The 24,453-nt window shown below is 61.3% G+C and carries 25 protein-coding genes and 1 riboswitch; of the genes, 10 read left to right on the forward strand and 15 right to left on the reverse strand.

Translation table 11 applies throughout. The annotated features are described in order from the left end of the window. Window positions 1–16: 16 nt before the first annotated feature. The 6 genes from ACNOHI_RS07380 to ACNOHI_RS07405 form a co-directional block, all read right to left on the reverse strand. Window positions 17–1,711: an AMP-binding protein gene (locus ACNOHI_RS07380; protein WP_420474028.1), complete on the reverse strand. Its 1,695-nt coding sequence runs from the start codon at window positions 1,709–1,711 to the stop codon at window positions 17–19. Window positions 1,712–1,894: 183 nt separating this feature from the next. Then, entirely contained in the window at window positions 1,895–2,665 is a 771-nt protein-coding gene (gene xth, locus ACNOHI_RS07385) for an exodeoxyribonuclease III (RefSeq protein WP_420474029.1), read from the reverse strand. Window positions 2,666–2,735: 70 nt separating this feature from the next. After that, window positions 2,736–3,068 carry an HPF/RaiA family ribosome-associated protein gene (locus ACNOHI_RS07390; RefSeq protein ID WP_420474030.1) on the reverse strand — a complete coding sequence of 111 codons (333 nt, stop codon included), beginning with the start codon at window positions 3,066–3,068 and terminating at the stop codon, window positions 2,736–2,738. A 111-nt stretch (window positions 3,069–3,179) separates the two neighbouring features. Further along, complete coding sequence (locus tag ACNOHI_RS07395; RefSeq protein ID WP_420474031.1) at window positions 3,180–3,920, reverse strand: phosphatase PAP2 family protein; 741 nt, start codon at window positions 3,918–3,920, stop codon at window positions 3,180–3,182. A gap of 61 nt (window positions 3,921–3,981) precedes the next feature. Beyond that, the gene (locus ACNOHI_RS07400) at window positions 3,982–5,493 is read right to left on the reverse strand and encodes a CoA-acylating methylmalonate-semialdehyde dehydrogenase (RefSeq protein WP_420474032.1); all 1,512 of its coding nucleotides are present in this window, start codon (window positions 5,491–5,493) and stop codon (window positions 3,982–3,984) included. Between the two features lie 18 nt (window positions 5,494–5,511). Continuing rightward, window positions 5,512–6,837 (reverse strand): aspartate aminotransferase family protein, encoded by a 1,326-nt coding sequence (locus ACNOHI_RS07405; RefSeq protein WP_420474033.1) that lies wholly within the window; start codon window positions 6,835–6,837, stop codon window positions 5,512–5,514. A 96-nt stretch (window positions 6,838–6,933) separates the two neighbouring features. Between ACNOHI_RS07405 and ACNOHI_RS07410 the strand changes: the two genes are divergently transcribed. Continuing rightward, window positions 6,934–7,878, forward strand: coding sequence for a LysR family transcriptional regulator (locus ACNOHI_RS07410; protein WP_420474034.1), 945 nt, complete (start codon window positions 6,934–6,936; stop codon window positions 7,876–7,878). Between the two features lie 43 nt (window positions 7,879–7,921). Here the strand turns inward: ACNOHI_RS07410 and ACNOHI_RS07415 are convergent, their stop codons facing one another. Continuing rightward, window positions 7,922–9,430: a leucyl aminopeptidase gene (locus tag ACNOHI_RS07415; RefSeq protein ID WP_420474035.1), complete on the reverse strand. Its 1,509-nt coding sequence runs from the start codon at window positions 9,428–9,430 to the stop codon at window positions 7,922–7,924. Between the two features lie 41 nt (window positions 9,431–9,471). Here ACNOHI_RS07415 and lptF point away from each other — a divergent pair, with 41 nt between their 5' ends. From lptF to ACNOHI_RS07430, 3 genes are read left to right on the forward strand one after another with little or no spacing between them, the layout of a single operon-like run. Beyond that, the gene (gene lptF, locus ACNOHI_RS07420; protein WP_420474036.1) at window positions 9,472–10,605 is read left to right on the forward strand and encodes an LPS export ABC transporter permease LptF; all 1,134 of its coding nucleotides are present in this window, start codon (window positions 9,472–9,474) and stop codon (window positions 10,603–10,605) included. Next, window positions 10,602–11,729 carry an LPS export ABC transporter permease LptG gene (gene lptG, locus ACNOHI_RS07425; RefSeq protein ID WP_420474037.1) on the forward strand — a complete coding sequence of 376 codons (1,128 nt, stop codon included), beginning with the start codon at window positions 10,602–10,604 and terminating at the stop codon, window positions 11,727–11,729. The genes lptF and lptG overlap by 4 nt, the downstream gene beginning before the upstream one ends. 8 nt (window positions 11,730–11,737) lie before the next feature. Beyond that, the gene (locus ACNOHI_RS07430; RefSeq protein WP_420474038.1) at window positions 11,738–12,106 is read left to right on the forward strand and encodes a sirohydrochlorin chelatase; all 369 of its coding nucleotides are present in this window, start codon (window positions 11,738–11,740) and stop codon (window positions 12,104–12,106) included. A gap of 2 nt (window positions 12,107–12,108) precedes the next feature. Here ACNOHI_RS07430 and cobA read toward each other — a convergent pair whose 3' ends face one another. Genes cobA through ACNOHI_RS07465 form a run of 7 tightly spaced genes read right to left on the reverse strand, consistent with a single transcriptional unit; the run spans window position 12,109 to window position 18,829 of the window. Further along, a complete protein-coding gene (gene cobA, locus ACNOHI_RS07435) occupies window positions 12,109–12,837 on the reverse strand; it encodes a uroporphyrinogen-III C-methyltransferase (RefSeq protein WP_420474039.1) in 729 nt (242 codons plus the stop codon). 8 nt (window positions 12,838–12,845) lie between these two features. Beyond that, a complete protein-coding gene (locus ACNOHI_RS07440; RefSeq protein ID WP_420474040.1) occupies window positions 12,846–14,168 on the reverse strand; it encodes a sulfate adenylyltransferase subunit 1 in 1,323 nt (440 codons plus the stop codon). Next, entirely contained in the window at window positions 14,168–15,109 is a 942-nt protein-coding gene (gene cysD / locus ACNOHI_RS07445; RefSeq protein ID WP_420474041.1) for a sulfate adenylyltransferase subunit CysD, read from the reverse strand. The genes ACNOHI_RS07440 and cysD overlap by 1 nt, the downstream gene beginning before the upstream one ends. A 3-nt stretch (window positions 15,110–15,112) precedes the next feature. After that, entirely contained in the window at window positions 15,113–15,832 is a 720-nt protein-coding gene (locus tag ACNOHI_RS07450; RefSeq protein WP_420474042.1) for a phosphoadenylyl-sulfate reductase, read from the reverse strand. After that, window positions 15,829–16,353, reverse strand: a complete 525-nt coding sequence (locus ACNOHI_RS07455) for a DUF934 domain-containing protein (protein ID WP_420474043.1) — start codon at window positions 16,351–16,353, stop codon at window positions 15,829–15,831. Before ACNOHI_RS07455 ends, ACNOHI_RS07450 begins: the two co-directional genes overlap by 4 nt. Then, entirely contained in the window at window positions 16,346–18,040 is a 1,695-nt protein-coding gene (locus tag ACNOHI_RS07460; protein WP_420474044.1) for a nitrite/sulfite reductase, read from the reverse strand. Before ACNOHI_RS07460 ends, ACNOHI_RS07455 begins: the two co-directional genes overlap by 8 nt. A gap of 15 nt (window positions 18,041–18,055) precedes the next feature. Continuing rightward, window positions 18,056–18,829, reverse strand: coding sequence for a sulfite exporter TauE/SafE family protein (locus ACNOHI_RS07465; protein WP_420474045.1), 774 nt, complete (start codon window positions 18,827–18,829; stop codon window positions 18,056–18,058). Between the two features lie 136 nt (window positions 18,830–18,965). Here ACNOHI_RS07465 and ACNOHI_RS07470 point away from each other — a divergent pair, with 136 nt between their 5' ends. From ACNOHI_RS07470 to ACNOHI_RS07480, 3 genes are all read left to right on the forward strand, one after another. After that, window positions 18,966–19,907 (forward strand): CysB family HTH-type transcriptional regulator, encoded by a 942-nt coding sequence (locus ACNOHI_RS07470; RefSeq protein ID WP_420474046.1) that lies wholly within the window; start codon window positions 18,966–18,968, stop codon window positions 19,905–19,907. After that, on the forward strand, window positions 19,904–20,698 hold the full coding sequence (locus ACNOHI_RS07475) for an HAD family hydrolase (RefSeq protein ID WP_420474047.1): 795 nt from the start codon (window positions 19,904–19,906) through the stop codon (window positions 20,696–20,698). Before ACNOHI_RS07470 ends, ACNOHI_RS07475 begins: the two co-directional genes overlap by 4 nt. Window positions 20,699–20,729: 31 nt before the next feature. Continuing rightward, window positions 20,730–20,908, forward strand: a riboswitch (yybP-ykoY riboswitch). A gap of 5 nt (window positions 20,909–20,913) precedes the next feature. Continuing rightward, entirely contained in the window at window positions 20,914–21,483 is a 570-nt protein-coding gene (locus tag ACNOHI_RS07480) for a TMEM165/GDT1 family protein (RefSeq protein ID WP_420474048.1), read from the forward strand. Here the strand turns inward: ACNOHI_RS07480 and ACNOHI_RS07485 are convergent. Next, entirely contained in the window at window positions 21,480–22,331 is an 852-nt protein-coding gene (locus ACNOHI_RS07485; protein ID WP_420474049.1) for an IclR family transcriptional regulator, read from the reverse strand. The genes ACNOHI_RS07480 and ACNOHI_RS07485 overlap by 4 nt on opposite strands. Before the next feature lie 100 nt (window positions 22,332–22,431). Between ACNOHI_RS07485 and ACNOHI_RS07490 the strand changes: the two genes are divergently transcribed. Genes ACNOHI_RS07490 through ACNOHI_RS07500 form a run of 3 tightly spaced genes read left to right on the forward strand, consistent with a single transcriptional unit; the run spans window position 22,432 to window position 24,407 of the window. Next, window positions 22,432–23,430, forward strand: a complete 999-nt coding sequence (locus ACNOHI_RS07490) for a fumarylacetoacetate hydrolase family protein (protein ID WP_420474050.1) — start codon at window positions 22,432–22,434, stop codon at window positions 23,428–23,430. Window positions 23,431–23,450: 20 nt separating this feature from the next. Then, window positions 23,451–24,014: a VOC family protein gene (locus tag ACNOHI_RS07495; protein WP_420474051.1), complete on the forward strand. Its 564-nt coding sequence runs from the start codon at window positions 23,451–23,453 to the stop codon at window positions 24,012–24,014. A 6-nt stretch (window positions 24,015–24,020) separates the two neighbouring features. Further along, a complete protein-coding gene (locus ACNOHI_RS07500; protein ID WP_420474052.1) occupies window positions 24,021–24,407 on the forward strand; it encodes a nuclear transport factor 2 family protein in 387 nt (128 codons plus the stop codon). Window positions 24,408–24,453: the final 46 nt, after the last annotated feature.

Below are 24,453 nucleotides of genomic sequence, written 5' to 3' on the forward strand. Positions count from 1 at the left end.
GTGGCTTTGTTGTTTATCAGCCCTTCAGTTCAGGAAAGTCGTCCTCGAAATACTCGCGCTCTGCCTTTTCGCCTTTTGCGCGCAGCGAGGCTTCGTTGTTGCGAAGCTCGACGCGGCGGATCTTGCCCGAGATCGTCTTCGGCAAGTCGGCGAATTCGAGGCGGCGGATACGCTTGTAGGGCGCGAGGCCTGCGCGCAGGAAGGTGAAGATGTCCTTTGCCAGTTCGGCGCTCGGCACGTAGCCTTCCGCCAGCACGACGAAAGCCTTCGGTACCGCAAGACGGATCGGGTCGGGGCTGGGGACCACCGCTGCTTCCACGATCGCCGGATGCTCGATCAGGACGCTTTCCAGTTCGAACGGACTGATCCGGTAATCCGATGCCTTGAAGACATCGTCAGCGCGGCCGACGTAGGTGATGTAACCGTCCTCGTCGCGGCTGGCAACGTCGCCGGTGCGGTAGTAACCGTTGCGCGTAACTTCAGCCGTTTTTTCCGGGCTGTCCATGTAGCCGAGCATGAGACCCAACGGTGCGGGGGCCAGCTTGAGGGACACCTCGCCTTCGCTCGCTTCGCGATCGTCGGGATCGAGCAGGGCGACCCGGTAGCCGGGCAGGGGGCGGCCCATGGAACCGGGCTTGAGCCGTTGACCGGGCGTGTTGCCGATCTGCGCCGTGGTCTCGGTCTGGCCGAAGCCGTCGCGCAAGGTGAGTTCCCAGGCATTGCGTACCTGGTCGATGATCTCGGGATTGAGCGGCTCACCGGCGCCGATCACTTCACGCAGCTTCAGTCGTCCGCGATAGCTGCTCAGGTCTTCCTGGATCAGCATGCGCCACACAGTTGGCGGTGCGCACATCGTCGTCACCTGGCAGCGCTCCAGGACGCCAAGCATGGCCTTGGCATTGAAGCGTGCATAGTTGTAGATGAAGATGCAGGCGCCGGCGTTCCATGGCGCGAAGAAACAGCTCCATGCGTGCTTGGCCCAGCCGGGCGAGGAAATGTTCAAGTGCACGTCTCCCGGCTGCAGGCCGATCCAGTACATCGTCGACAGGTGGCCGACCGGATAGCTCTGGTGCGAATGCAGCACGAGCTTCGGTTTGGACGTCGTGCCGGAGGTGAAGTACAGCAGCAGCGGGTCGCTTGCCTTCGTCGGGCCGTCTGGCGTGAAGGTGTCGGAATGCGCGCTGTAATCGAAGGCGCGCCATCCCTCGGGCTGCGCACCGACACAGATGCGCGTGCAATGATCGGCAAGGCCGGCCAGTTTGTCGACGTGCGCTGCGCCGATGATCATGTGCTTGACGTTGCCGCGGTCGATGCGGTCGCGGAGATCTTCCTGCGACAGCAAGGTCGTCGCAGGAATCAGGACCGCCCCGAGCTTCATCGCTGCCAGCATGGTTTCCCATAGCGGTACTTCATTGCCGAGCATCATCAGGATGCGGTCGCCGCGCCGCACGCCGAGACTGCGCAGGTAATTGGCGGTGCGATTGGAGCGCGACGACAGTTCGGCAAAACTCAATTTCTGTTCGGAACCATCTTCGCCCAGAACCCACAGTGCGGGCTTGTCGTTGCCCTGCGCCATGGAGTCAAAGTAGTCGAGCGCCCAGTTGAATTCGGTAAGTGCCGGCCAGCGGAACTCGCCGTAGGCCGTGTCGTAGTCGGTGCGATGGTTCAGGAGGAAATTTCGTGCATGCAAGAATGCGTCGAGACCAGTCATGATGGGATCGCCGGAAAGGAGTGTAAAGATAATCGGGCAGCCGCTTGAACGGCGGCAGGCCCGGCGTCAAACCGACCGGAGGCATGCAGGAGACGAGGCGTCCGCCGTGCCGGTTGTGGTCGGGTCGAATGACTTTACTTTACGTATACGTCAACGTCTGTCATGCGGACGTCAATCGCACTCCTACGCCAGATCGATTGTCGCAACGACCGGGGTATGGTCGGATGGCTGTTCCCACTTGCGCGGCACCTTGTCGATCATACACTCGGTGCAATGCGAGGCCAGCGCCGGCGACAGCAGGATATGGTCGATGCGCAACCCCATATTCCGGCGGAAAGCCATCATCCGGTAGTCCCACCAGCTATACATTTTTTCCGGTTGCTCGAAGAGCCTGAATGCATCCTTGAATCCAAGGTCAAGCAGCCGTCTGAACTCCGCGCGCTCCGCATCCGACACCAGCACCTGGCCTTCCCAGGCTTTCGGATCATGTACGTCGCGATCTTCCGGTGCGATGTTGTAATCGCCCAGCAGCGCGAGGTTGTCGTGCGCCTTCATTTCATCGGCGAGCCAGCTGTGCAGCGCGTCGAGCCACCGCAGTTTGTACTGGTACTTGTCAGAGCCGACCGACTGCCCGTTCGGGATGTAGGCGCACACCACGCGCATGCCTTCAATGGTGGCGGCAATGATGCGTTGCTGTTCATCCTCGAAACGCGGGTTGTTGCGCACGATCTCGCTCATCGGATGCTTCGAAAGGATGGCGACACCGTTGTAGGTCTTCTGGCCGGTGAATGCGACCTGGTAGCCGGCCGCTTCGAGTTCCGCAATCGGAAACTTGTCGTCGGTAAGCTTGGTTTCCTGCAGGCAGAGAATATCGACGGGACTGTCGGACAGCCATTGCAGGACTTGCGGCAGGCGGACTTTGAGGGAGTTGACGTTCCAGGTGGCGAGCTTCATAAGGTCGTGTTCGGTTCGGTCTGCAGACCGGCATCATACCGCAACCTCGAAACTCGCCTTGCCGCCCTGGTTACTCGCCTTGCGGCATCTCACGTTGCACTTCGCGCTTGCGCGTCACAAGGCGCATAACGCGATACGCCGCGCGCTTGAAGGCGAAGTCAATCGCGTTGTACATGTCTTCCTGCACCTCGTGGATCACCACTTCCGGTCGTCCGGGGATGCTGACGCTGACCTGGCACATCATGTCGCGGCCGCCGCGCGGGCCGTTCAGGTCGCGCAAGCGGACGACAATACGGCCTATCCGGTTGCGCGTGCGCGCGAAGGCCAGGCGCAACCGGTGTTCCAGGTGCTCGCGCAGGGAAGGGGTGAGCGCAAATTCCTGGGCAACCATCTGCACGTCCATGGGGCATCTCCTTTCATCAAGATGGAGACACCAGTGTCGCCGATCGCGGCCTGCATAAAAACCTGAGAAAACGGGAGGAAGCTATCCGGAAAATGGAAGTATACAGCCATGCTAATGCGCCGCTTCGACTTTCCCGCGGCCTTGCAGCCACAGCATGACCAGCCATGTCACGAGCGCCCACCCGGCGCCGACGGCCCAGCCGGCAAGCACATCCGTGGGCCAGTGCACGCCGAGGTAAATCCGGCTGATGCCGACAATCATGGTCAACAGGCAGGCAGCGCCGAGCAGATAGACCTTGACGCGGATATCGCTTTCCGTCCGTGCGAGCAGCGCGCCCAGCGTCAGGTAGACGACGGCGGACAGCATCGCGTGCCCGCTGGGAAAACTTTGCGAATAGACGGCCATTGCGTGGGGCACGAGGTCGGGGCGAGGCCGGTCGAAACCCCACTTCAGCAGGTTGCTGAGGATGATGCCGCCGAGGACCGAAACGGCGACCATCCAGGCAGACCGGCGCCGGCCGCTCAACAACAAGAAGCCGACGACCAGCGCGGTGAATGTCGTCAGCACCGGAATGCCGCCGAGCGCAGTGAAGTCACGCATCACCCCTTCAAGCCAGGGCGGTCCGAGCGGATCGGAATGGTCTGCGGGATTGCGAAAGAAAAGCAGGACCTTTTGGTCGAAGGCAAGCGTGTCGCCCTCGGTCACGTCATCGGCGATCTCGACGAAGGCAAACACGGAGATTGCCGAAACGAAAGCGGCAAGGAGCGTGGACTTTTCTGCCGGCCTCACGCGCCTGAGGAGACCGGCCAGCTGGCGGAATGCGTCTGCCAGCCGGCCAAGGAGGAGTTGCATCGTTTTCCCTCGCGACAAGCTTGTTGTCCTTACTTGATCGTGCGAGGGAAAAACAGTTTCATCAGCGGCTGGACGGGAAGCTGAACATTGCGCGCCCCGGATCGTTGGAGGCCGGCCAGCGCTGTGTGATCGTCTTGCGCCGCGTGTAGAAGCGCACGGCGTCCGGCCCGTAGGCATTCAGGTCGCCGAAGAGCGAGCGCTTCCATCCACCGAAGGAGTGGTAGGCAACCGGCACCGGCAGCGGAACATTGACGCCCACCATGCCGACAAGGATGTTGTCGCAGAAGTAGCGGGCAGCCTCGCCATCTCGGGTGAAGATGCAGGTGCCGTTGCCGTACTCGTGGGCGTTGATCAGGGCCATTGCTTCTTCCAGCGAAGCAACACGTACCACGCCGAGCACCGGACCAAAGATTTCTTCCTGGTAGATGCGCATGCCGGGCTTCACGTTATCGAACAGGCAGGGGCCAAGGAAATAGCCGTTGTTGCGTTCGCCGTTCGCATCGCGCACGTCAAGCGTGCGGCCGTCGACCAGCAGCGTGGCGCCTTCGGCGACGCCGGTATCGACGTAGCCCTTCACCTTTTCGTAGTGCTCACGCGTGACGAGCGGGCCCATGTCGTTGCCCGTGTCGGTGCCGGGGCCGACTTTCATCTTGGCGATTTCTGCCTTCAGGCCGGCAATGACGGCCTCTGCCGTGGCGTCACCGACGGCCACCACGAGCGGCACCGCCATGCAGCGCTCGCCGCAGGAACCGAAGGCCGCGCCCATCAGCGCATTGACTGCGCTGCCGATGTCCGCGTCGGGCATGACGACGGCATGGTTCTTCGCGCCGCCCAGCGCCTGCACGCGCTTGCCGTGCGCCGTGCCGGTTGCATAGACATACTGCGCAATCGGCGTCGAGCCGACAAAGCTGACCGCCTGCACGCGCGGATCGGTAAGCAGGGTGTCCACGGCTTCCTTGTCGCCATTGACCACGTTCAGCACACCTGGAGGCAGTCCGGCTTCCAGCGCAAGTTCGGCGATTAGCACGGCGGCGGATGGATCACGTTCGGAAGGCTTCAGCACGAAGGTATTGCCGCAGGCGACAGCCATCGGCCACATCCATAGCGGCACCATGGCGGGGAAGTTGAACGGTGTGATGCCGGCCGTCACGCCCAACGGCTGGAATTCGCTCCACGAATCGATGGCGGGGCCGACGTTCTTGCTGTGTTCGCCCTTGAGGAGTTCCGGTGCGTAGCTCGCGTACTCGACATTCTCGATGCCGCGCTGCAATTCGCCCATCGCGTCGCTGAGGACCTTGCCGTGCTCCGCCGTGATCATGGCGCAGATCTTGTCCGCATTTTCTTCCAGCAGCTGCTTCAGGCGGCTCATGACACGTGCGCGCTTCAGCGGCGGCGTGTTGCGCCATGCGGGGTAGGCCTTTTCAGCGGACGCGATCGCTTCTTCGACCGTCGACTTGTCGGCGAGGCGCACCTTCTTGTCGGAGACGCCGGTGGCCGGGTTGAAGACAGGGGCAGTGCGCTCGCCGCGCGATACGTGTTCGCCGTGGATGTAGTGGCCGATGATGTTGCTCATGAATGATCCTTGTTCTTGTCAGGCGGTTTCGTTGATGGCTTCGCCGAGGGCGTTGATGAGTGAGTCGATTTCCTCGCGCGTGGCAATGAAAGGCGGCGCAAGCTGGATGGTGTCGCCGCCGTAGCGGACGTAGAAGCCTTTCTTCCAGCACTTCATCGCGATTTCATACGGGCGTTTTGCCGGCTCGCCCGGTGCGGCTGCGATCGTCAGGCCGGCGGCGAGGCCGTAGTTGCGGATGTCGACGACGTGCTTGCTGCCCTTGAGGCTGTGCACGGCATTCTCGAAATGCGGCGCCAGCTCGCGCACGCGCTGGATCATGTTTTCCTTCACCAGGATGTCGAGCGCTGCCAGGCCGACGGCGCAGGCGACCGGGTGGGCGGAGTAGGTATAACCGTGCGGGAATTCCAGCATGTATTCCGGACCGCCGGTCTGCATGAAGGTGTCGTAGATTTCCTTCTTCGCGATCACCGCGCCCAGAGGCTGCGCACCGTTCGTCACTTGCTTGGCGACGTTCATGATGTCCGGTGTGACGTCGAATGCTTCCGCACCGGTCATCGCGCCGCTGCGGCCGAAGCCCGTAATCACCTCATCGAAAATCAGCAGGATGTTGTTCTGCGTGCAGATCTCGCGCAGGCGCTTCAGGTAGCCCTTGGGCGGGATGATGACGCCCGCGGAGCCGGAGAAGGGCTCGACGATGACGGCGGCGATGTTGGAGGCGTCATGCAGGGCGATCAGGTTGAGCAGCTGATCGGCGAGTTCAGCGCCTTGTTCCGGCATGCCGCGCGAGAAGGCATTCTGCGGCAGCATGGTATGCGGCAGGTGGTCTGCCTCGACGCCTTGCCCGAAGGTCTTGCGGTTGCCGACGATGCCGCCGACGGAGATGCCGCCGAAGTTGACGCCGTGGTAGCCCTTTTCGCGGCCGATCAGGCGGGTCTTGCTGGCCTGTCCCTTGGCGCGCCAATAGGCCCGAGCCATTTTCAACGAGGTGTCGGCAGCTTCGGAGCCGGAGCCGGTGAAGAACACATAGTCGAGGCCGGCCGGAACGAGTTCCTTGATCCGGTTGGCCAGCTCGAAGGAGAGGGCATGTCCATGCTGGAATGCCGGCGAATAGTCGAGGGTATCCAGCTGCTTGCGCGCAGCCTCAGTGATTTCCTTGCGCCCATGGCCGAGCCCGCTGCACCAGAGTCCCGACAGGCCGTCGAAAATCCTGCGGCCGTCGCTGTCCGTGTAATAGGCACCAGAAGCGCTCGCGATCATGCGCGGCGATGCCTTGAAATTGCGGTTGCCCGTAAAGGGCATCCAGTGTGCTTCCAGCCACTCTGCGTTGGTGTTTGTATGACTCATGTCCGCTCCAATCCATCCTGTTGGTTTAACCGTCTTATTCTGAACCTGCGTGTTACTATCATAAATACTCAAATATCAATGTTTACTTGAAGATTTATGCAAGTGAAAAGACGCGCCATCCTCGGCCAGCTCAGCGATACCGATATGCGCCTGTTGCGGGTGTTCAAGAGTGTGGTCGATTGCGGCGGCATGGCGGCGGCCGAGCTGGAATTGAACATCAGCATTTCGACCATCAGCAAACATGTGAAGGACCTGGAAACGCGCCTCGGACTGACCTTGTGCCACCGTGGGCGCAGCGGCTTTTCCACGACAGCGGAAGGCGACCGGATCTACCAGGAAACGCAACGCGTGCTGGCGGCAACCGATGCGTTCATTCGCAGCGTGGACGACATCCACAGCAGGCTCGGCGGGCAACTCAATGTGGCGATTTTCGACAAGACGGCGAGCAATCCGGCGGCGCGGATCGGCGACGCCATTGCACTGTTCACCAAACAGGCGCCGGACGTGTCCCTGAACATGCACGTCGCGCCAATGAATACCATCGAGCGCGGCGTCATCGACGGGCAATTCCAGGTCGGCATCATTCCTGTGCACCGGAACTCTGCAAGCCTGCAGTACAACGAACTGTTCGGCGAAACCATGCTGCTTTACTGCGGCAGCAAGCACCCGTTATTCAAGGTGCGCAACGAGCAGCTGACGTGGAAGAGCCTCAACAGCTACCGTTTCGCCGGGCTCGGCTACCACTCCCCCAACATGGAAATCAGCCAGCGCGTCCGGCTCGCGCGGAAGGCAACCGGTTTCGACCAGGAGTCCATCGCGACGCTGATCCTGTCAGGCGATTTCCTCGGATTCCTGCCGGATCATTATGCGAAGAGTTTCGAGGCGGCCGGATTGATGAGCGCGGTCAAACCGTCACTTTTCCGGTATGAATGCAGCTTCGTGAGCGCGATCCGGCAGTCGCCGGCGCCGCAGCGGGTGACGCAGGTGTTCCATGACTGCCTGTTGCAGGCGCATGGAAAGATGCGGGAGCAGGGGATGTAAAGAAGCGCGGGCACGTGCGACGTGCCCGCAGCGTTGATGAGGCTTACTTGCCGTTCGCCCTGTTGATCAGGAAGGTGGTCAGCAGGGGCACCGGACGGCCGGTCGCGCCCTTCGCGGCGCCGCTCTTCCATGCCGTGCCGGCGATATCGAGATGCGCCCAGGTGTACTTCTTGGTGTACCGCTCCAGGAAGCACGCCGCCGTGATGCTACCGCCAGGCGGGCCGCCAATGTTGGCCATATCCGCGAAGTTGGACTTCAGCTGTTCCTGATAGGCGTCCTCGATGGGCATGCGCCAGGCAGTATCGCCGGTAGCCTTGCCCGCGGCGAGCAATTCCTCCGCCAGCGCATCGTGCGCTTCGTCATGACGCGTGAACAGGCCGGTATTGTGATGGCCGAGGGCGGTGACGCAGGCGCCGGTCAGCGTTGCGATGTCGACCACCACTGCCGGCTTGAAGCGCTCCACATACGTGAGCGCGTCACACAGGATCAGACGGCCTTCGGCATCGGTGTTCAGGATTTCGATGGTCTGGCCGGACATGGAGGTCACGACATCGCCCGGCTTGGACGCGCGGCCCGAAGGCATGTTTTCGCAGGTCGGGATGACGCCGACGACGTTCAGTTTGAGGCCGAGCTCCCCGAGCGCGCGGAAGGTGCCGAGCACCGAAGCCGCGCCGCACATGTCGTACTTCATCTCGTCCATGCTGGCGCTGGGCTTGATCGAAATGCCGCCGGTGTCGAAGGTAATGCCCTTGCCGACCAGCACGATCGGCGCATCCTTCGGTTTGCCGCCGTTGTACTTGATGACGATGAACTTCGGCGGCTCGTCGCTGCCCTTGGTCACTGACAGGAAGCTGCCCATCTTGAGCGCTTCGATCTGCTTGCGGTCGAGGACTTCAACGCCGAACTTGAAGTCCTTCGCCAGTTTCTTGGCCACGCCGGCAAGGTAGGTCGGCGTGCAGATGTTGGAAGGCAGGTTGCCGAGGTCCTTGGTCAGCGCGATGCCGTTCGCCACCGCGCTTGCCTGTGCGACGGCGGTCTTTGCTGCTGCAGCTGCGCCCGCGGACGTCAGGAAGGCGACCTTCTTCACGCCGCCTTTTTCGGGGTCCTTCTTGCTCTTGGTCTGGTCGAAGCGGTAGTTCGCATCGCGGATGGCGAGCACCGCGCCTCGCACGGCGCTGGATACGTCACGATTCTTGATTTCCTCAAAAGGGAAGGCAATCGCCCCGTCGCTCGCGCCGAGATTGGAAAACGCACGCGCGGCGGCCTGCGCCGCGGAGAGGAAATTCTTTTCAGATACGGAGGCGTCATTGCCGAGGCCGACCAGCAGTACGCGCTCGGCGGCAACGCCGTCCAGTCCACGCAGCAGCAGCGTGCTGCCCGCCTTGCCGGTAATGTCGCCGGATTTCAGCGCGGCGGTAACGGCACCCTTACGGTCCAGTTCCTTCGCGGCTGCAGTGAGTTTCTTGTCTTCAAATACGCCGACTGCGAGGCAGCCGGTTTTTACTGCCGCGAGGCCGGTTTTAGCCTCGATTGGTTTTATGCTAAAGTCCATAAGTCACTCCTTCTCCAGACGCAATTATAGTCTTCTATTCAATGATCTTTCAGCGCGCTCTCCGACGCGAATTGGTAAGTACCGCAGGCGCTGTCTTCACCACGCTTTTCACGATCACGATTACTGTCATGCTGATCAAGATCCTCGGCCAGGCGGCCGGAGGCAAGGTCGCATCGGCGGACGTGATCGCGCTCATCGGCTTTGCCGCCTTGCGCTACCTGCCGATCATCCTCATTCTGACATCCTTTATATCGGTCCTTGTTGTCGTAACGCGAAGTTATCAGGATTCGGAGATGGTAGTCTGGTTTGTATCCGGCCTTTCCCTGTCGCGCTGGATCAAGCCGGTCATGTCCTTTGGACTGCCTGTCATCGCCGTCGTGATTGCCCTGAGTTTCTTCGTCACGCCATGGGCTAACAGGCAAAGCGCCGAGTTCCGCGAACGTTTCCAGAAGCGCGAGGATATCGCGAAGGTGTCGCCGGGACGCTTCCAGGAATCTTCTTCGGCCGACCGCATCTTCTTCGTCGAAGCGGTCAGCGGCGATGCGACCAAGGTGCAGAACGTGTTCGTCAATACGGTCAAGGACGGACGCAACACGATCGTCGTCGCCAAGGAAGGTTCGATCGCCCTGGACGAAGGCGGCGACAAGTTCCTCGTGATGGACCAGGGGCGTCGCTATGATGGCATGAGCAACCAGGCGGATTTCCGGGTAATGGAATTCGAACGCTACGGCGTGCTGGTGGCACGCCAGTCCCAGGCACTGGTCGGCGATCAGTCGGCACGCTCCCTGACGACGCCGGAATTGCTTGCGAATATGAACAATTTCAATTCGGGGGAACTCCTCTGGCGTATTTCTCTCCCGTTGATGGGCCTGCTGCTCATGCTGCTGGCGATTCCCCTGAGTTTCGCGAATCCGCGCGGTGGCCGGTCGGGCAACCTGCTGATTGCGCTGCTGCTGTTCATCATCTACAGCAATATGGTGAGCGTGTTCCAGGCATCAGTGGTCCAGAAGCGTCTCGCCTTCGAAGCGGCGTGGTGGCCGCTGCATCTGGTGGCGGCAATTCTGATCGTCCTGCTTTTCTCGTGGCGGCTGTTCGTCAATAGTCCCTATCATCCGGCAACGATGTGGGGGGCGTTCAAGCGTGCCTGGCTGTTCAGGAAGGAGCGTGCGCAATGAGGGTGCTCGACCGCTATGTGTCCAGGGAGGTCGTCGGCGCCGTCGCCTTTGCACTTGTGGCCTTCCTAGCGCTGTTCGCTTTCTTCGACCTGATCAGTGAATTGCCGCAGGTCGGGCGCGGTGGCTATGCGTTGCAGCATGCTTTCCTTTACGTGCTGATGGGTTTGCCGGGTTATGTCTACGACCTGATGCCGATTGCTGCCCTGATCGGAACGATTTACGCGCTCGCCCAGCTTGCGGCAAGGTCCGAATTCACCATCATGCGTGCGTCCGGGCTGTCGACCGGGCGGGCCGGGTGGATGCTGGCCAAGGTCGGCATTGTCTTCGTGCTGATCACCTTCCTGTTCGGTGAAGTCATTGCGCCGGCAAGCAGCGAGATGGGGGAGCGGCTGAAACTGCAGGCGCAAGGCTCGACCGTGTCCAAGGAATTCCGCACCGGGCTGTGGACGAAGGATGTGATTCGCGCAAACGGCATCGAGGGAGAGCCGGTTGGGTCACGTTTCCTGAACGTGGCAGATGTCACGCCGGAAGGGCAATTGCAGGGCGTGAAAATGTACGAGTTCGACCGCGAGTTCCATTTGACCGCAATGGTGACCGCCGACCGGGCGGAATACAGGAACAACAACATTTGGCGCATGGCGAACGTGACGGAAACGGTATTTCCGCGCAACGCGACAGATATTTCCTCGGTCGTGACGACCAGGCAATTGCCGTCGCGCGACCTCGTTTCAGAAATCACGCCGGACATCCTCTCCGTGCTCTTTGCCGACCCCGACCGGATGTCTGCCTACGGCCTCGCAACCTATACCCGGCACCTCGCCGAAAACAAGCAGACCACCGAGCGGTACGAAATCGCCTTCTGGAAAAAGCTGTTCTATCCGCTCGCCGTGCTGGTGATGATGGCGCTGGCCCTGCCGTTTGCCTACCTGCACTTCCGCGCGGGCGGCGTCAGCCTGAAGATCTTCATCGGCATCATGATCGGCGTGAGCTTCCAGCTGCTCAACAGCCTGTTCTCGCACCTCGGCCTGCTCAATACCTGGCCGCCGCTCGCGACGGCCGTCTTGCCGAGTGCAACCTTCCTGCTGGTCGCCATAGCAGCATTGCTATGGGTGCAGAAACATTAGGAGGCATCATGGCGCAGCGTTCCCTCATCCTCTTTGCGCATGGCGCGCGCGATCCGCGCTGGAAGGAACCTTTCCTACGGCTGCAGCAACTGGCACAGGCGCAAGCGCCGGATGTGGCGGTATCGCTTGCCTTCCTGGAATTGATGGAGCCGCGCCTGCCTGAGCTCGTCAAGCAACTGGTGCAGGACGGATGTCGGGAAGTGACGGTTGTGCCGATTTTCTTCGGGCAGGGAGGGCATGTGCTGCGTGACCTGCCGGTCATGGTCGACCAGTTGAAGCAGGAATATCCCGATGTGTCGATCAACGCAGTTGCCGCGGTCGGCGAGAATGCCGACGTGTTGAACGCCATCGCGCGCTACTGCATCGATTCGATCTGAGCCTACTTGCGTGGTGCCAGCGCTTCGCCAAACATCACCAGCACCGGCCCATGGCAGTCCGCCAGGCCTTTCTCCAGTTCGCCCAGGTTGAATCGCAGGATGCGTTCATTGGCGCGGCTGCAATTTTCGATCACAAGCACGGGCAGGGTGGGGGCACGGCCTTGCGCGAGCAGCCGTTGCGCAGTCGTGATCGCCTCCCTTCCGCCCATGTACTGAATCAGCGTGTCACAGTCGGGGAGCGTGGTTTCCTCGGGATGTCCGGGGGCGGTGGCGGAGGTAAAGAATGCGACGCTGCGCGCGATGCCGCGCTTGGTCAACGGTTGCTTCGATGAGGCGGCGGCGGCAAGGGCGGCGGTGACGCCCGGCACGATTTCCACCTCGATACCTTCGGCTTCCAGCGCCCGCAATTCCTCGTCGGCGCGGCCGAACATCATCGGATCGCCGCCTTTCAGGCGCACGACCAGCTTGTATTTGCGCGCACACTCCACCAGCTTTTCGTTGATGACCGCCTGCGCCGTCGAACGCTGACCGGAACGCTTCCCCACCAGGATCTTCTCAGCCTGCGGGCAAAGCGCCAGCATTTCCTCGGTGACCAGAGCGTCGTGCAGCACGACGTCGGCTTGCGAAAGCAGCCGGGCGCCGCGGACCGTGATGAGGTCGGCGGCGCCCGGGCCGGCACCGAGCAGAATGACCTTGCCGGTCGTCTTCTGCGCGGTGGATGAGGACGTCATGCAGAGAATCAGGCGATGCGGATCATGCCCGCCGCAACCGTCTGATGCGTCACTTCATCGATCAGGATGAAGGAGCCGGTCGAACGGATCGCGTCGTAGGCATCCGCAGCCAGCGGCTGCTGGACGTTGATCGAGACGGTGGCGATGTCGTTGAGCTTCAGCGCATCGGCCGCACGACGTTCCTGGGTGTTGATGTCGAGCAGGGTGTCGATCTTCGTCACGCGTGCAGCGACCTGCTTGGTCGTGTGCTTGAGCCAGTACTTGCGGCGCATGTCGAGTGGCTCTTCGGACAGCCAGCAGACTTCTGCTGTCACCGTCTTGAGCAGCGTCGCGGGCTTGTCAGCCGCAACCAGCATGTCGCCGCGCGAAATGTCCAGGTACTCTTCCAGCAGGATCGTGACCGACTGGCCAACGGCGGCGGAGTCCAGCGAGCTGTCCAGCGTGACAATGTCCTTCACTGTCCCGATCTGTCCGCTCGGCTGTACCAGCAGCTTGTCGCCCTTCTTCACCTTGCCTGCTTCAATGCGACCCATGTAGCCGCGGAAGTCGTTGGCCTCATGGCCATTGTGGCGCGCGACGAGCTGCACCGGATAGCGGAAAGGCTCGTCGTGCGATTCGTCGTAAACGGACAGCGATTCCAGCAGTTCGATCAGCGTCGGGCCCTCGTACCACGACAGATTGTCGCCCTTGGTCACGACGTTGTCGCCGGCCAATGCGGACAGCGGGATGGCGCGCACGTCGTTCAGGCCGAGCTGCTTGGCGAACTTCTCATAGGCAGCGACGATACGATCATAGACAGTCTTGTCGTAATTGACGAGGTCCATCTTGTTCACCGCGACGATCACATGCTCGATGCGCAGCAGGTGGGCGATGGTCGAATGGCGCTTGGTCTGCGTCAGCAGTTCCACGCTACCGTCGTCGCCCAGCTTCACTTTGGATACGTCGACCAGGATGATGACGGCGTCGGCGGTCGATGCACCGGTCACCATGTTGCGGGTGTACTGCTCGTGGCCCGGTGTGTCGGCGATGATGAACTTGCGCTTCGGCGTCGCGAAATAGCGGTAGGCGACGTCAATCGTGATGCCTTGCTCGCGCTCGGCTTCCAAGCCATCGGTCAGCAGCGACAAGTCAACAGTATCACCGACGGTGCGCTTGTGTTTGGCGCGCGAAATCGCGTCGAGCTGGTCGGCGAAAATGCCCTTGCTGTCGAACAGCAGGCGGCCGATCAGCGTGCTCTTGCCGTCGTCGACGGAGCCGGCGGTGATGAAGCGCAGCAGCCCGCGCTCGGTGGCGTTGGTCGACAGGGCTTGTTCGGAAACGGCGGCGTTCATCAGAAATATCCTTCTTTCTTGCGTTTTTCCATCGAGGCTTCGGACGTCTGGTCGTCCATGCGGGTCGCGCCGCGCTCGGTAATCTGGGTAACAGCAGTTTCCGCGATGATCGCGTCGACATCAGCCGCGTCGGAGGCGACCGGGCAGGTGCAGGAGATGTCGCCGACCGTGCGGAAGCGCACGACGCGGGTCTCGATCGTTTCGCCTTCGCGCGCCGGCGTCAGGTCGGTCAGCGGAACCAGCAGGCCGCTGCGCGGAATCACCTGGCGCTCGTGTGCAAAGTAGATCGACGGCAGTGCCAGTTTTTCGCGGGCGATATACTGCCACACGTCGAGTTCCGTCCAGTTCGAAATCGGGAACACGCGCATGTTTTCACCCGGATGAACGCGGGTGTTATAGAGGTCCCAGAGTTCCGGACGCTGGGCCTTCGGATTCCACTGGCCAAACTCGTCTCGGAAGGAGAAGATGCGCTCTTTCGCGCGCGCCTTTTCTTCATCGCGGCGGGCGCCGCCGATGCAGGCGTCAAAACCGAATTCGGAAATCGTTTCCAGCAGCGTCACAGCCTGTGCGGCATTGCGCGAATCGGTCTGCGGATTGCGCAGGCGGACGGTGCCGCGCTTCATCGAATCCTCGACCGAACGCACGACCAGGCGTTCGCCCAGTTCCTTCGCGCGGCGGTCACGGAATTCGATCACCTCCGGGAAGTTGTGGCCGGTGTCGATGTGCACCAGCGGGAAGGGGAACTTGCCGGGACGGAAAGCCTTCTCGGCGATACGCAGCAGCACGACAGAGTCCTTGCCGCCCGAGAAGAGCAGGGCCGGGTTAGTGCACTCGGCGGCGACCTCGCGCATGATGTGGATTGCTTCCGACTCAAGCCAGTCCAGGTGGCGGTTGCTGGCGGCGTCCAGGAAGAGTTTTTCGACTGCTGTATTCGTATTCATGATTTATTGTGCTGCTACCGATTTGATTCGAACGAGCTTGCCATCGACGACGTGAAGGCCGCATTCCTTGGATTCGGGGTTTTCCCACCACCAGCGGCCGGCGCGAACGTCTTCGCCGGGCTGGATCGCGCGGGTACAGGGTTCGCAGCCGATGGATGGATAACCCTTGTCGTGCAGCGGGTTGTAGGGGACGTTGTTGCTACGGATGTAGTTCCACACGTCCTCTTCCGACCAGTCCGCCAGCGGGTTGAACTTCTGCATGCCGTGCGCCGGATCGTCTTCCTGCACGGCGAGCTCGGCGCGTGTGGTCGACTGGGCGCGGCGCTGGCCGGTAACCCAGGCCTTGTTGCCGGCGAGTGCACGGTTCAACGGCTCGACCTTCCGGATGCGGCAGCATTCCTTACGCATCTCGACGCTGTCGTAGAAGGCGTTCAGGCCGTTCTGCTGGACGTAGGCGTCGACGGCGGCCGTTTCCGGCTTGTAGAGCTTGACGTCGTAGCCATAGGTTTCCTTGATGCGATCCACCATGCCCAGTGTTTCCTTGTGCAGGCGGCCGGTCTCCAGCGTGAAAATGCCGATTGGCAGTTTGGCGCGCAGGATCAAGTCGGTCAGCACCATGTCCTCGGCGGCGAGGCTGGAAGCGAAAACCGCAGGCGAGAACTCGTCGGCGATGCGCTTGAGCGTCGCCTGCGTGTTCTCGACCAAGGTGTTGAGGTCGCTCATGCCTCGGCTCCCACGCCACGCTGCACGCGGCGGAACAGCGGGGATTTCTTGTCCCAGGAATTCGAATACACCTCGGAGAAGTCGGAGAGGCCCTTCACCGCGTCGTGGATGTCCTTGTCTTCGCGCACGGCGAAGGCATCGAAGCCCACGCGCTGCATGAGGAAGAGCTGGTCGCGCAATACGTCGCCGATGGCGCGCAGTTCGCCGGTATAGCCGTGACGGGCGCGCAGGTTGTAGGCGATCGAGTAGCCTCGGCCGTCCGCGAATTTCGGGAAATCGACGGCGACCAGCTTGAAGCGGCCGAGGTCGTCCTTCAGTTCTTCCGGGCGCTCGCTGCTGCCGATCCAGACACCGAGCTCGGCGCGGTTCTCCAGCGCGGCGCGCTGCTGCTGCCACACCTTCAGCGGCACGATTACCTTGCCGTCGGGCACGGCAACCGCGTCCGGCGTGTCTTCTTCGCCGAGGCGCAAAACGGTCCAGTCATCCGCGACGACGGCCTTGTTCTTGATGATGTTACGCATAGGCGTCTTCTCCAGCGGGATGTTCGATCTTGATCGGGGTGGCGTACACGAATTCCTTGAACGGCGTGACGCCGATGCGGCGCGCGGTCTCGATGAAACGCTCGTCTTCGGTACGCTCGCGCACGTACACCTGCAGGATGCGGTCGATCACTTCCGTCACCTGGTGGGCCGAGAACGACGGGCCGATGATTTTGCCGATGCTGGCCTCGCTACCCTGCGATCCGCCAATCGATACCTGGTACCACTCGCTGCCGTCCTTGTCGACGCCGAGGATGCCGATATGGCCGATGTGGTGATGGCCGCAGGAGTTGATGCAGCCGGAAATGTTCAGCTCGATGTCGCCGATGTCATGCTGGAAGTCGAGGTTGTCGAAGCGCTCTGCGATGTCCTGCGCGATTGGGATCGACTTGGCATTGGCCAGCGCGCAGAAGTCGCCGCCCGGGCAGCAGATCATGTCGGTGAGGAAGCCGATGTTCGGCGTGGTCAGTCCATGCTTCTTCGCTTCTTCCCAAATCGTGATGAGATCCGATTGCCTGACGTCGGCCAGCACCAGGTTCTGCTCGTGCGTGACGCGCAGTTCGCCGAAACTGTAGCGGTCGGCCAGGTCGGCCACGAATTCCATCTGGTCGGCCGTGATGTCGCCCGGCGGCACGCCGGTCTTCTTCAGCGACAGCACCACGGAGGCGTAACCCGGAACCTTGTGGCCCTTGACGTTCCGCTCGATCCACTTGGCAAAGGCCTTGTTTTCAGCCTTGAGTTGTTCCACCGCGGCGTCGGTCGCCGGCAGGGTTTCGTAAGCGGGGGCCGTGAAGTAGGCGGCGACGCGGTTCAGCTCTTCCACGGTCAGTGTGCTCGGGCCATCCTTCAGGTCTTGCCATTCCGCTTCCACCTGGCGTGCAAACTCTTCAATGCCGAGCGCCTTCACCAGGATCTTGATGCGGGCCTTATACATGTTGTCGCGGCGGCCGTACTGGTTGTACACGCGCAGGATGGCTTCGATGTAGCTCATCACGTGCTGCCACGGCAGGAAGGAGCGGATCTCGCTGCCCAGGATCGGGGTGCGTCCGAGGCCGCCGCCGACGAAGACCTGGAAGCCGATTTCGCCCTGTTCGTTCTTCGCGATGGACAGGCCGATGTCGTGCATCATGATCGCTGCGCGGTCTTCTTCCGCACCGTTGATGGCGATCTTGAACTTGCGCGGCAGGAAGGCGAATTCCGGATGGAAGGTGCTCCACTGGCGCAGGATTTCGCAGTAGGGGCGCGGATCGACGATCTCGTCGGGCGCAACGCCGGCGAACTGGTCGGAGGTGATGTTGCGCACGCAGTTGCCGGAGGTCTGGATCGCGTGCATTTCGACCGATGCCAGCTTGGCCAGGATGTCCGGTGTCTCTTCGACCTTGATCCAGTTGAACTGGATGTTCTGGCGCGTCGTGAAGTGTCCGTAGCCGCGGTCGTGTTCGCGCGCGATGTGGGCGAACATGCGCAGCTGGCGGGAGGCGAGCAGGCCGTAGGGAACCGCGATGCGCAGCATGTACGCATGGCGCTGGTAGTACAGGCCGTTCTGCAGGCGCAGCGGGCGGAATTCGTCTTCGCTCAGTTCATTCGCAAGGCGGCGGCGCACCTGGTCGGCGTATTGCGCCACGCGTTCCTTGACGATCTGATGATCATATTGGTCGTAACGATACATCTTCTTGTTCCAATCTTAAAAAACCATTTTTGCAGCGACGCCGGTCAGCGTCGTTGCCAGCAAGCCGCGCAGGATCTTTTCCGGGACCGCCTTGGCGGCGAGCGAGCCGATGGTGATGCCGGGCAGGGAGCCCAGCAGCAGGGCGGCGAGCAGCATCCAGTCGATCGAGCCGAGCCACCAGTGGCCGAAGGCGGCAATGGCGGTCAGGGGGACGGCGTAGGCGATATCGGTGCCGGCGATTTCCGCCGGGGACAGGCGAGGATACAGTAATACAAGTATGGTTGCACCAATTGCGCCCGCGCCGATCGAGGAGACGGTGACCAGCGTGCCGAGGACTGCGCCTACGACGATGGTGGCAACAGTCAGTTTAGTGCCTTGCAACTGTTTTTCAGGATGTTTGAGAACCCATTCCTGCATGCGGCCGCGGAAGAGCAATGCAACGACGGTCAGCAGTACGGAGAAGGCGATGGAATAACGGATGACCTGGCCGATGTGCTTGTCCAGGGCGCCGAAGTACTTGAGGGCGATGGTGGCAAGGACGGCGGCCGGCAGGGCGCCGAAGCAGAGGTGGCGCACGATGTCCCAATGTACCGTGCCGCGATGGCGATGCGCGATCGTGCCGGCTGCCTTGGTCGTGGAGGCGAAGGCCAGGTCCGTGCCGACGGCAACGGTGGGGGAGACGCCGAAGAGCAGCGTCAGCAGGGGCGTCATCAGCGAGCCGCCGCCGACGCCGGTCAGTCCAACCAGCAGGCCGACCGCGAATCCGGAAATAACATAAGTAAGAGTCATGTAACCTCGCGCAAATTAGCCTGAATCGTAATAAACTCATTCCTTATTCCAAACTACTTAGTATTTATTTGCTTATATGCCTAATCGGCATATGCAAACGTGGAAAAGTAGTGTTGGCAATTGCACAAGGGAAAAGATGAACCTCCATCAACTCCGCTTCGTCCGGGAAGCCGTCCGCCAGAACTTCAACCTGACGGAAGCCGCCAAGGCGCTGTATACCTCCCAACCCGGTGTTTCCAAGGCCATTATTGAACTGGAAGAAGAGCTGGGCGTGGATATCTTCACGCGCCACGGCAAGCGCATTCGCGGCCTGACCGAGCCGGGCAGGGCGGTCCTGCGTTCGGTCGAGCTGATCATGCAGGAGATCGACGGGCTGAAGCGGATCGGCAAGGAATTCGCCGCCCAGGACAGCGGCAGCTTTACGATTGCGACGACCCATACGCAGGCGCGCTATACCCTGCCCAAGGTAGTCCAGGCATTTACCCAGAAGTATCCGAAGGTCCGGTTGTCACTGTTGCAAGGAAACCCGCGCCAGATCGCGGAAATGGTTTCCAAGGACCAGGCCGACCTAGCCATTGCGACCGAGGCCATTTCCAACGCGGAAGGCTTGATTTCGTTGCCGTGCTACCAGTGGGAGCACGTCGTCGTGGTGCCGCACGAGCATCCTCTGCTCAAGTCCCGTGCGATTACGCTGGAGGAAATCGCTACCTATCCCCTGATTACCTATGACAGCGCTTTTGCCGGCCGTGCCAAGATCGACCATGCGTTCACGATCCGCGACCTGAAGCCGGACATTCTTCTGGAAGCGATCGACGCCGATGTCATCAAGACCTACGTCGAGCTGGGAATGGGGGTTGGCATCATCGCCGGGATGGCGTTCGATCCCGAGCGCGACAAGGGACTGGAGGCGATTTCCGTCGGGCATCTGTTCGGCACCAATGTGTCGCGGGTCGCCCTCAAGCAGGGTGCTTACCTGCGCAGCTATGTATACAGTTTCATCGAATTGCTGACGCCGACGCTGAATCGGAAGCTGATCGAGCAGATCATGAGCGGCGAAAAGGACAGCTACGAGCTATGAAGCCGCTGGCGCATTGGCCGGAAGAGGCGCGCCGGAGGATTGGCGGCGTACTCACCGATATCGATGACACGCTGACGACGCACGGCCGGATGCTGCCCGAAGTACTTTCAGCACTCGATCGGCTCCAGTCCGCCGGATTGCTCCTTGTTGCCGTCACCGGGCGCCCGACGTACTGGGCGATGCCCTTGTTGCGTTTGTGCGGATTCGACGCGGTGATCGCCGAAAATGGGGCAAGCGCGTTCTGGCTCGATGAGTCCGGAACGATGCGCTCCTGGTTTTATGCCGACGAAGCAACACGCATCGCGCATCGCCGGCAGCTTGAAGCCTTTGTGTCAGTGCTGCAACAACGCTTTCCCGGCATTTCGGTTGCCGATGATGCACCGCAGCGCGTTGGCGACCTCGCCTTCGACGTCGGCGAGAACATCCCTCCGCTATCCGCAGCCCAAGTAAGGGAAGTTCTTGAATTCATGCGCGCGCATGGCTTTCATGCCACGGCGAGCAGTATCCATGCGCATGCGTCCCTTGTGCCGTTCTGCAAGCAGGCGACGAGCGAGCGCATCCTTGCAGACGTCTTCGGCATTGACGACCCGACCGCGCGCGACGCGTTTGCTTTCATCGGCGATTCGGGAAATGATGCCCGCATGTTTGCCCACTATCCGCATGCGGTCGGTGTTGCCAATATTGCTTCTCATCTCGACCGCCTGGAAAAGCATCCCCCCTATGTCACCCCCTCGCCGTACAGTGCCGGCTTCGTGGAGTTTGCCGAAGCCATCCTCGCCGTCCATCCATAAATTTCTCCCTTGAAACATCTCTTCTGGGGTAAAATCGTGCCCGTCATTGGGGAGTAGCCTCCCTCCGATTTGCGAGAGGGGCTTGCGTCAACAGACTTGGCTTTACGGCCATGGCGCAAGCGACTCCAGGTTTGGCGAGACCTTTGACCATGCTGCCTCTGCTTGGGCCGGAGGGCGCGCATGGTCATCGGTATTCATCCGGCCCTGGAGCATTCATGGAATCATTCCTCTTATCGACCGGTATCGTTGCCCTGGCTGAAATGGGCGACAAGACGCAGCTGCTGTCCCTCCTCCTCGCTGCGAAATTCCGCCGGCCTCTTCCCATCATTATCGGCATTCTTGTTGCCACGCTGTTCAACCATGCCTTTGCCGGCGCGGTCGGCGGATGGATCACGACCTTCTTCGGTACGGATGTGCTGCGCTGGGTGCTCGGTTTGTCCTTCATTGCCATGGCCGTGTGGACGCTGATCCCGGACAAGATTGATGACGTGGAAGCAAAGCACGAACGCTTCGGCGTTTTTGTCACCACGGTCATTGCCTTTTTCATCGCAGAGATGGGCGACAAGACGCAGGTGGCGACGGTGGCGCTCGCCGCAAAATACTCCGCTTTCTACGCCGTGGTCGCCGGCACGACGCTGGGTATGATGATCGCGAACATTCCCGCTGTCCTGCTGGGCAACAAGATCATCGAGATGGTGTCGATGCGCCTGGTGCACGCCATTGCCGCGGTGATTTTCGCCGTGCTGGGCGTGCTGACGCTGCTCAATGTCGGCAGCCTGTTCTAATCCCTGAAACCAAGGCGCTGCGACAACTGCTCGGCGTGCGCCCTGGTTTGTTGCGCGATATGTCCGTTCCAGTCCTGGTCGACATGCGCGGCCGAGCCCACGACGGTAAGTGCGAATCGCATGCGCCTGTCGTGGTCGAAAACGGGAGCCGAGAACGCATTGAACCCGGCCAGCAGGCGCTCGGCGGTACGCGTTGCGCCGGCCGGGCGAACAGCGGACGGTTCAAGATGGCCGATCATGCGCGCCATGCCGTGTTCGCGCGTCTCGTCGAGCAGAGGCTGCAACTCCTTCTCCGACTGCGGCGCGTCGAGCTTTTCGCGGCGGTTCTGTGCCAGTTCGTTGTGCAGCAGTTCGCCCGTTTCGCCCTCCGGCAGATAGGCGGCAAAGCACAGGCCGCTGGCCGTGTAGGTCATCGGCATCACGCTGCCGATCTGCAGGTTGATCGTGACCGGACGCTTCGATTGCAACAAGCGAATATACGTCGGCCCGAAATTGCCCCAGATGGCGAGGGCCACCGTTTCACCGGTGGCCTCCCTCAGCGAGGCCAGCGTTTCATCGGCAAGTTTTACCGCGTCCAGACGTCCGAGTGCCACCAATCCCAGTTCCAGTGCCAGTCCGCCGAGGTCATACAGACCGGTGGATGCATCCTGCTCAATGAGCCCAACCCGGATCAGGCTCACGAGGTAGCGGTGCGCCTTCGCTGCCGGCATCCCGGCGCTGCGCGCAATCGCGGAAAGGGCCAAGGGGCCGGCGGAACGTGCGAGCGCCAGCAGCAAGGGGCCGGCAACTTCCACGGACTGGATTCCTTGACGTGCGTCCTGGGCGGAGATTTCGGCAGTTGATTTCATTTGCGGTTGATATTACGATATGGTGAATCGATTTAATAATACGTAATTTCCGGCAATCGTGAAAGACCTTTTGCCGGCTTTTCGAAGACAAGGATCCCGGATGAAACTTGCCACTCTCAAGGATGGAACTCGCGACGGCCAGCTGGCTGTCGTTTCGCGTGACCTGAAGACGGCGCATATCGCCGACGGCATTGCGCTTACATTGCAGCGTGCACTGGATGACTGGGGCTTCATTGCTCCGCAGCTCGAAGAGTTGTATGTGCAACTGAATGCCGGCAAGGCGCACCGTCCTTTCGACTTCGACCCGAAGCGCTGCATGGCGCCGCTGCCGCGTGCTTACCAGTGGGCGGACGGCTCCGCCTATGTGAACCATGTCGAGCTGGTGCGCAAGGCACGCAAGGCCGAGATGCCGGAATCCTTCTGGCATGACCCGCTGATGTACCAGGGCGGATCGGACGAGTTCATCGGGCCGACCGAGGACATCCTGCTGGAATCGGAAGACTGGGGCATCGATTTCGAGGGCGAGGTCGCCGTGATTACCGACGACGTGCCGATGGGCATGACAGCAGCGGCCGCCGCGTCCCACATCAAGCTGCTGATGCTGGTCAACGACGTCTCCCTGCGCAACCTGATTCCCGCTGAACTGGCGAAGGGTTTTGGTTTCTTCCAGTCGAAGCCGGCTTCCAGCTTTTCGCCGGTCGCGGTCACGCCAGATGAGCTTGGTGATGCCTGGCAGGACGGAAAGGTCCACCTGCCGTTGCGCGCTACCTGGAACGGCACCCTCGTCGGACAGCCGAACGCGGGCGTGGACATGGTGTTCAGCTTTCCGCAACTGATCGCCCACCTCACAAAGACGCGCGGCGCACGCGCGGGATCGATCATCGGCTCCGGCACGGTGTCCAACAAGGACGCGTCCAAGGGCTATACCTGCATCGCCGAAAAGCGGGCACTGGAAATGATTGCGGACGGTGAAGCAAAGACGCCGTTCATGAAATTCGGCGACACCATCAAGATCGACATGCTGGACGCCAACGGCAAATCGATTTTCGGCGCGATCAACCAGCAGGTCGCGCAGTACACGCCGCCAAAAGCGCGCTGAACCACAGTCAAGGAGCTGCCATGAGCACACTCGCCGCCACCCAGGTTGGACAAGCTGCCGCCATCCCTGCCGCCGTGCCGATCCACGGCCTGCATCATTTCGCTTACCGCTGCCGCGATGCGGAGGAGACCCGGCATTTCTACGAGGATATCCTCGGGCTGCCGCTGTTCCATTACATTCGCAAGGATGTCGTCCCGTCGACCGGCGAATACTGCCCGTACGTGCACATCTTCTTCCGCATGACCGATGGGTCCTGCATGGCGTTTTTCGATCTCGGCGACGATACGATTCCGGCGCCCTCGGCGAACACGCCGGCGTGGGTTAACCACATCGCCCTGCGCGTGGACACGGTGGAGCAGCTGGAGGCGATGAAGGCGCGGCTCGAGGCCAACGGCACCGACGTGCTCGGTGTCACCGACCACCGCATCTTCAAGTCGATCTATTTCTTCGATCCCAACGGCATTCGCCTCGAACTGTGCGCGCAGCTTGCGCCCGGCTCCCAAATGGCGGAAGAGCAGAAGGGGATCCACGAAAAGCTGGACGCGTGGACGAAGGAGAAGGCCGAACGCCTCGCGAAGAAGTAGCTTCCTATGACGACAAAAGAGCTTTGCGAGCAGTACCTGACTGCGCTGAACGAGGGCAAGCTCGAGCGCGTGCTCGCCCTGTTTGAGCCGGATGCGAGCGTTCTTTCGCCGCTGTACGGCAGGATGCCGGTAGCGCCGTTTTATGCCGGCCTGTTCGGCGACACGAACCGCTCTGAAACCACGTTCGTCAACATGTTCGAGTCGGCATCAGGTGCGGTAGCACTGCAGTTCCATTACCGTTGGACACTGAAGAACGGGCGCATGGTCGAATTCGACTGCGTCGATGTCTTTTCACTCAATGCCGACCGCTCGCGCTTCTCCAGCCTGACGATCATCTATGACACCGCACCCCTGCGCGAGGATTTCGACGCGGCAAGACGCCAATCCGCCTGAGCGGCGCAGGGAAAATCACGGGGAAGGGAAGCACCCCGGACGTGAA

Origin of the sequence: Noviherbaspirillum sp. ST9 (assembly GCF_048799745.1) — a bacterium.
Classification (GTDB): domain Bacteria; phylum Pseudomonadota; class Gammaproteobacteria; order Burkholderiales; family Burkholderiaceae_D; genus Noviherbaspirillum.

Coding starts and splice junctions, on each gene's coding strand:
- ACNOHI_RS07415 (WP_420474035.1), bottom strand. CDS start 9,430: ATGGACTTTAGCATAAAACCAATCGAGGCTAAAACCGGCCTCGCGGCA.
- ACNOHI_RS07440 (WP_420474040.1), bottom strand. CDS start 14,168: ATGAACGCCGCCGTTTCCGAACAAGCCCTGTCGACCAACGCCACCGAG.
- ACNOHI_RS07405 (WP_420474033.1), bottom strand. CDS start 6,837: ATGAGTCATACAAACACCAACGCAGAGTGGCTGGAAGCACACTGGATG.
- ACNOHI_RS07465 (WP_420474045.1), bottom strand. CDS start 18,829: ATGACTCTTACTTATGTTATTTCCGGATTCGCGGTCGGCCTGCTGGTT.
- ACNOHI_RS07430 (WP_420474038.1), top strand. CDS start 11,738: ATGGCGCAGCGTTCCCTCATCCTCTTTGCGCATGGCGCGCGCGATCCG.
- ACNOHI_RS07475 (WP_420474047.1), top strand. CDS start 19,904: ATGAAGCCGCTGGCGCATTGGCCGGAAGAGGCGCGCCGGAGGATTGGC.
- ACNOHI_RS07480 (WP_420474048.1), top strand. CDS start 20,914: ATGGAATCATTCCTCTTATCGACCGGTATCGTTGCCCTGGCTGAAATG.
- ACNOHI_RS07500 (WP_420474052.1), top strand. CDS start 24,021: ATGACGACAAAAGAGCTTTGCGAGCAGTACCTGACTGCGCTGAACGAG.
- ACNOHI_RS07390 (WP_420474030.1), bottom strand. CDS start 3,068: ATGGACGTGCAGATGGTTGCCCAGGAATTTGCGCTCACCCCTTCCCTG.
- ACNOHI_RS07395 (WP_420474031.1), bottom strand. CDS start 3,920: ATGCAACTCCTCCTTGGCCGGCTGGCAGACGCATTCCGCCAGCTGGCC.
- cysD (WP_420474041.1), bottom strand. CDS start 15,109: ATGAATACGAATACAGCAGTCGAAAAACTCTTCCTGGACGCCGCCAGC.
- lptF (WP_420474036.1), top strand. CDS start 9,472: ATGATCTTTCAGCGCGCTCTCCGACGCGAATTGGTAAGTACCGCAGGC.
- cobA (WP_420474039.1), bottom strand. CDS start 12,837: ATGACGTCCTCATCCACCGCGCAGAAGACGACCGGCAAGGTCATTCTG.
- ACNOHI_RS07495 (WP_420474051.1), top strand. CDS start 23,451: ATGAGCACACTCGCCGCCACCCAGGTTGGACAAGCTGCCGCCATCCCT.
- ACNOHI_RS07450 (WP_420474042.1), bottom strand. CDS start 15,832: ATGAGCGACCTCAACACCTTGGTCGAGAACACGCAGGCGACGCTCAAG.
- xth (WP_420474029.1), bottom strand. CDS start 2,665: ATGAAGCTCGCCACCTGGAACGTCAACTCCCTCAAAGTCCGCCTGCCG.
- ACNOHI_RS07470 (WP_420474046.1), top strand. CDS start 18,966: ATGAACCTCCATCAACTCCGCTTCGTCCGGGAAGCCGTCCGCCAGAAC.
- lptG (WP_420474037.1), top strand. CDS start 10,602: ATGAGGGTGCTCGACCGCTATGTGTCCAGGGAGGTCGTCGGCGCCGTC.
- ACNOHI_RS07400 (WP_420474032.1), bottom strand. CDS start 5,493: ATGAGCAACATCATCGGCCACTACATCCACGGCGAACACGTATCGCGC.
- ACNOHI_RS07455 (WP_420474043.1), bottom strand. CDS start 16,353: ATGCGTAACATCATCAAGAACAAGGCCGTCGTCGCGGATGACTGGACC.
- ACNOHI_RS07410 (WP_420474034.1), top strand. CDS start 6,934: ATGCAAGTGAAAAGACGCGCCATCCTCGGCCAGCTCAGCGATACCGAT.
- ACNOHI_RS07485 (WP_420474049.1), bottom strand. CDS start 22,331: ATGAAATCAACTGCCGAAATCTCCGCCCAGGACGCACGTCAAGGAATC.
- ACNOHI_RS07380 (WP_420474028.1), bottom strand. CDS start 1,711: ATGACTGGTCTCGACGCATTCTTGCATGCACGAAATTTCCTCCTGAAC.
- ACNOHI_RS07490 (WP_420474050.1), top strand. CDS start 22,432: ATGAAACTTGCCACTCTCAAGGATGGAACTCGCGACGGCCAGCTGGCT.
- ACNOHI_RS07460 (WP_420474044.1), bottom strand. CDS start 18,040: ATGTATCGTTACGACCAATATGATCATCAGATCGTCAAGGAACGCGTG.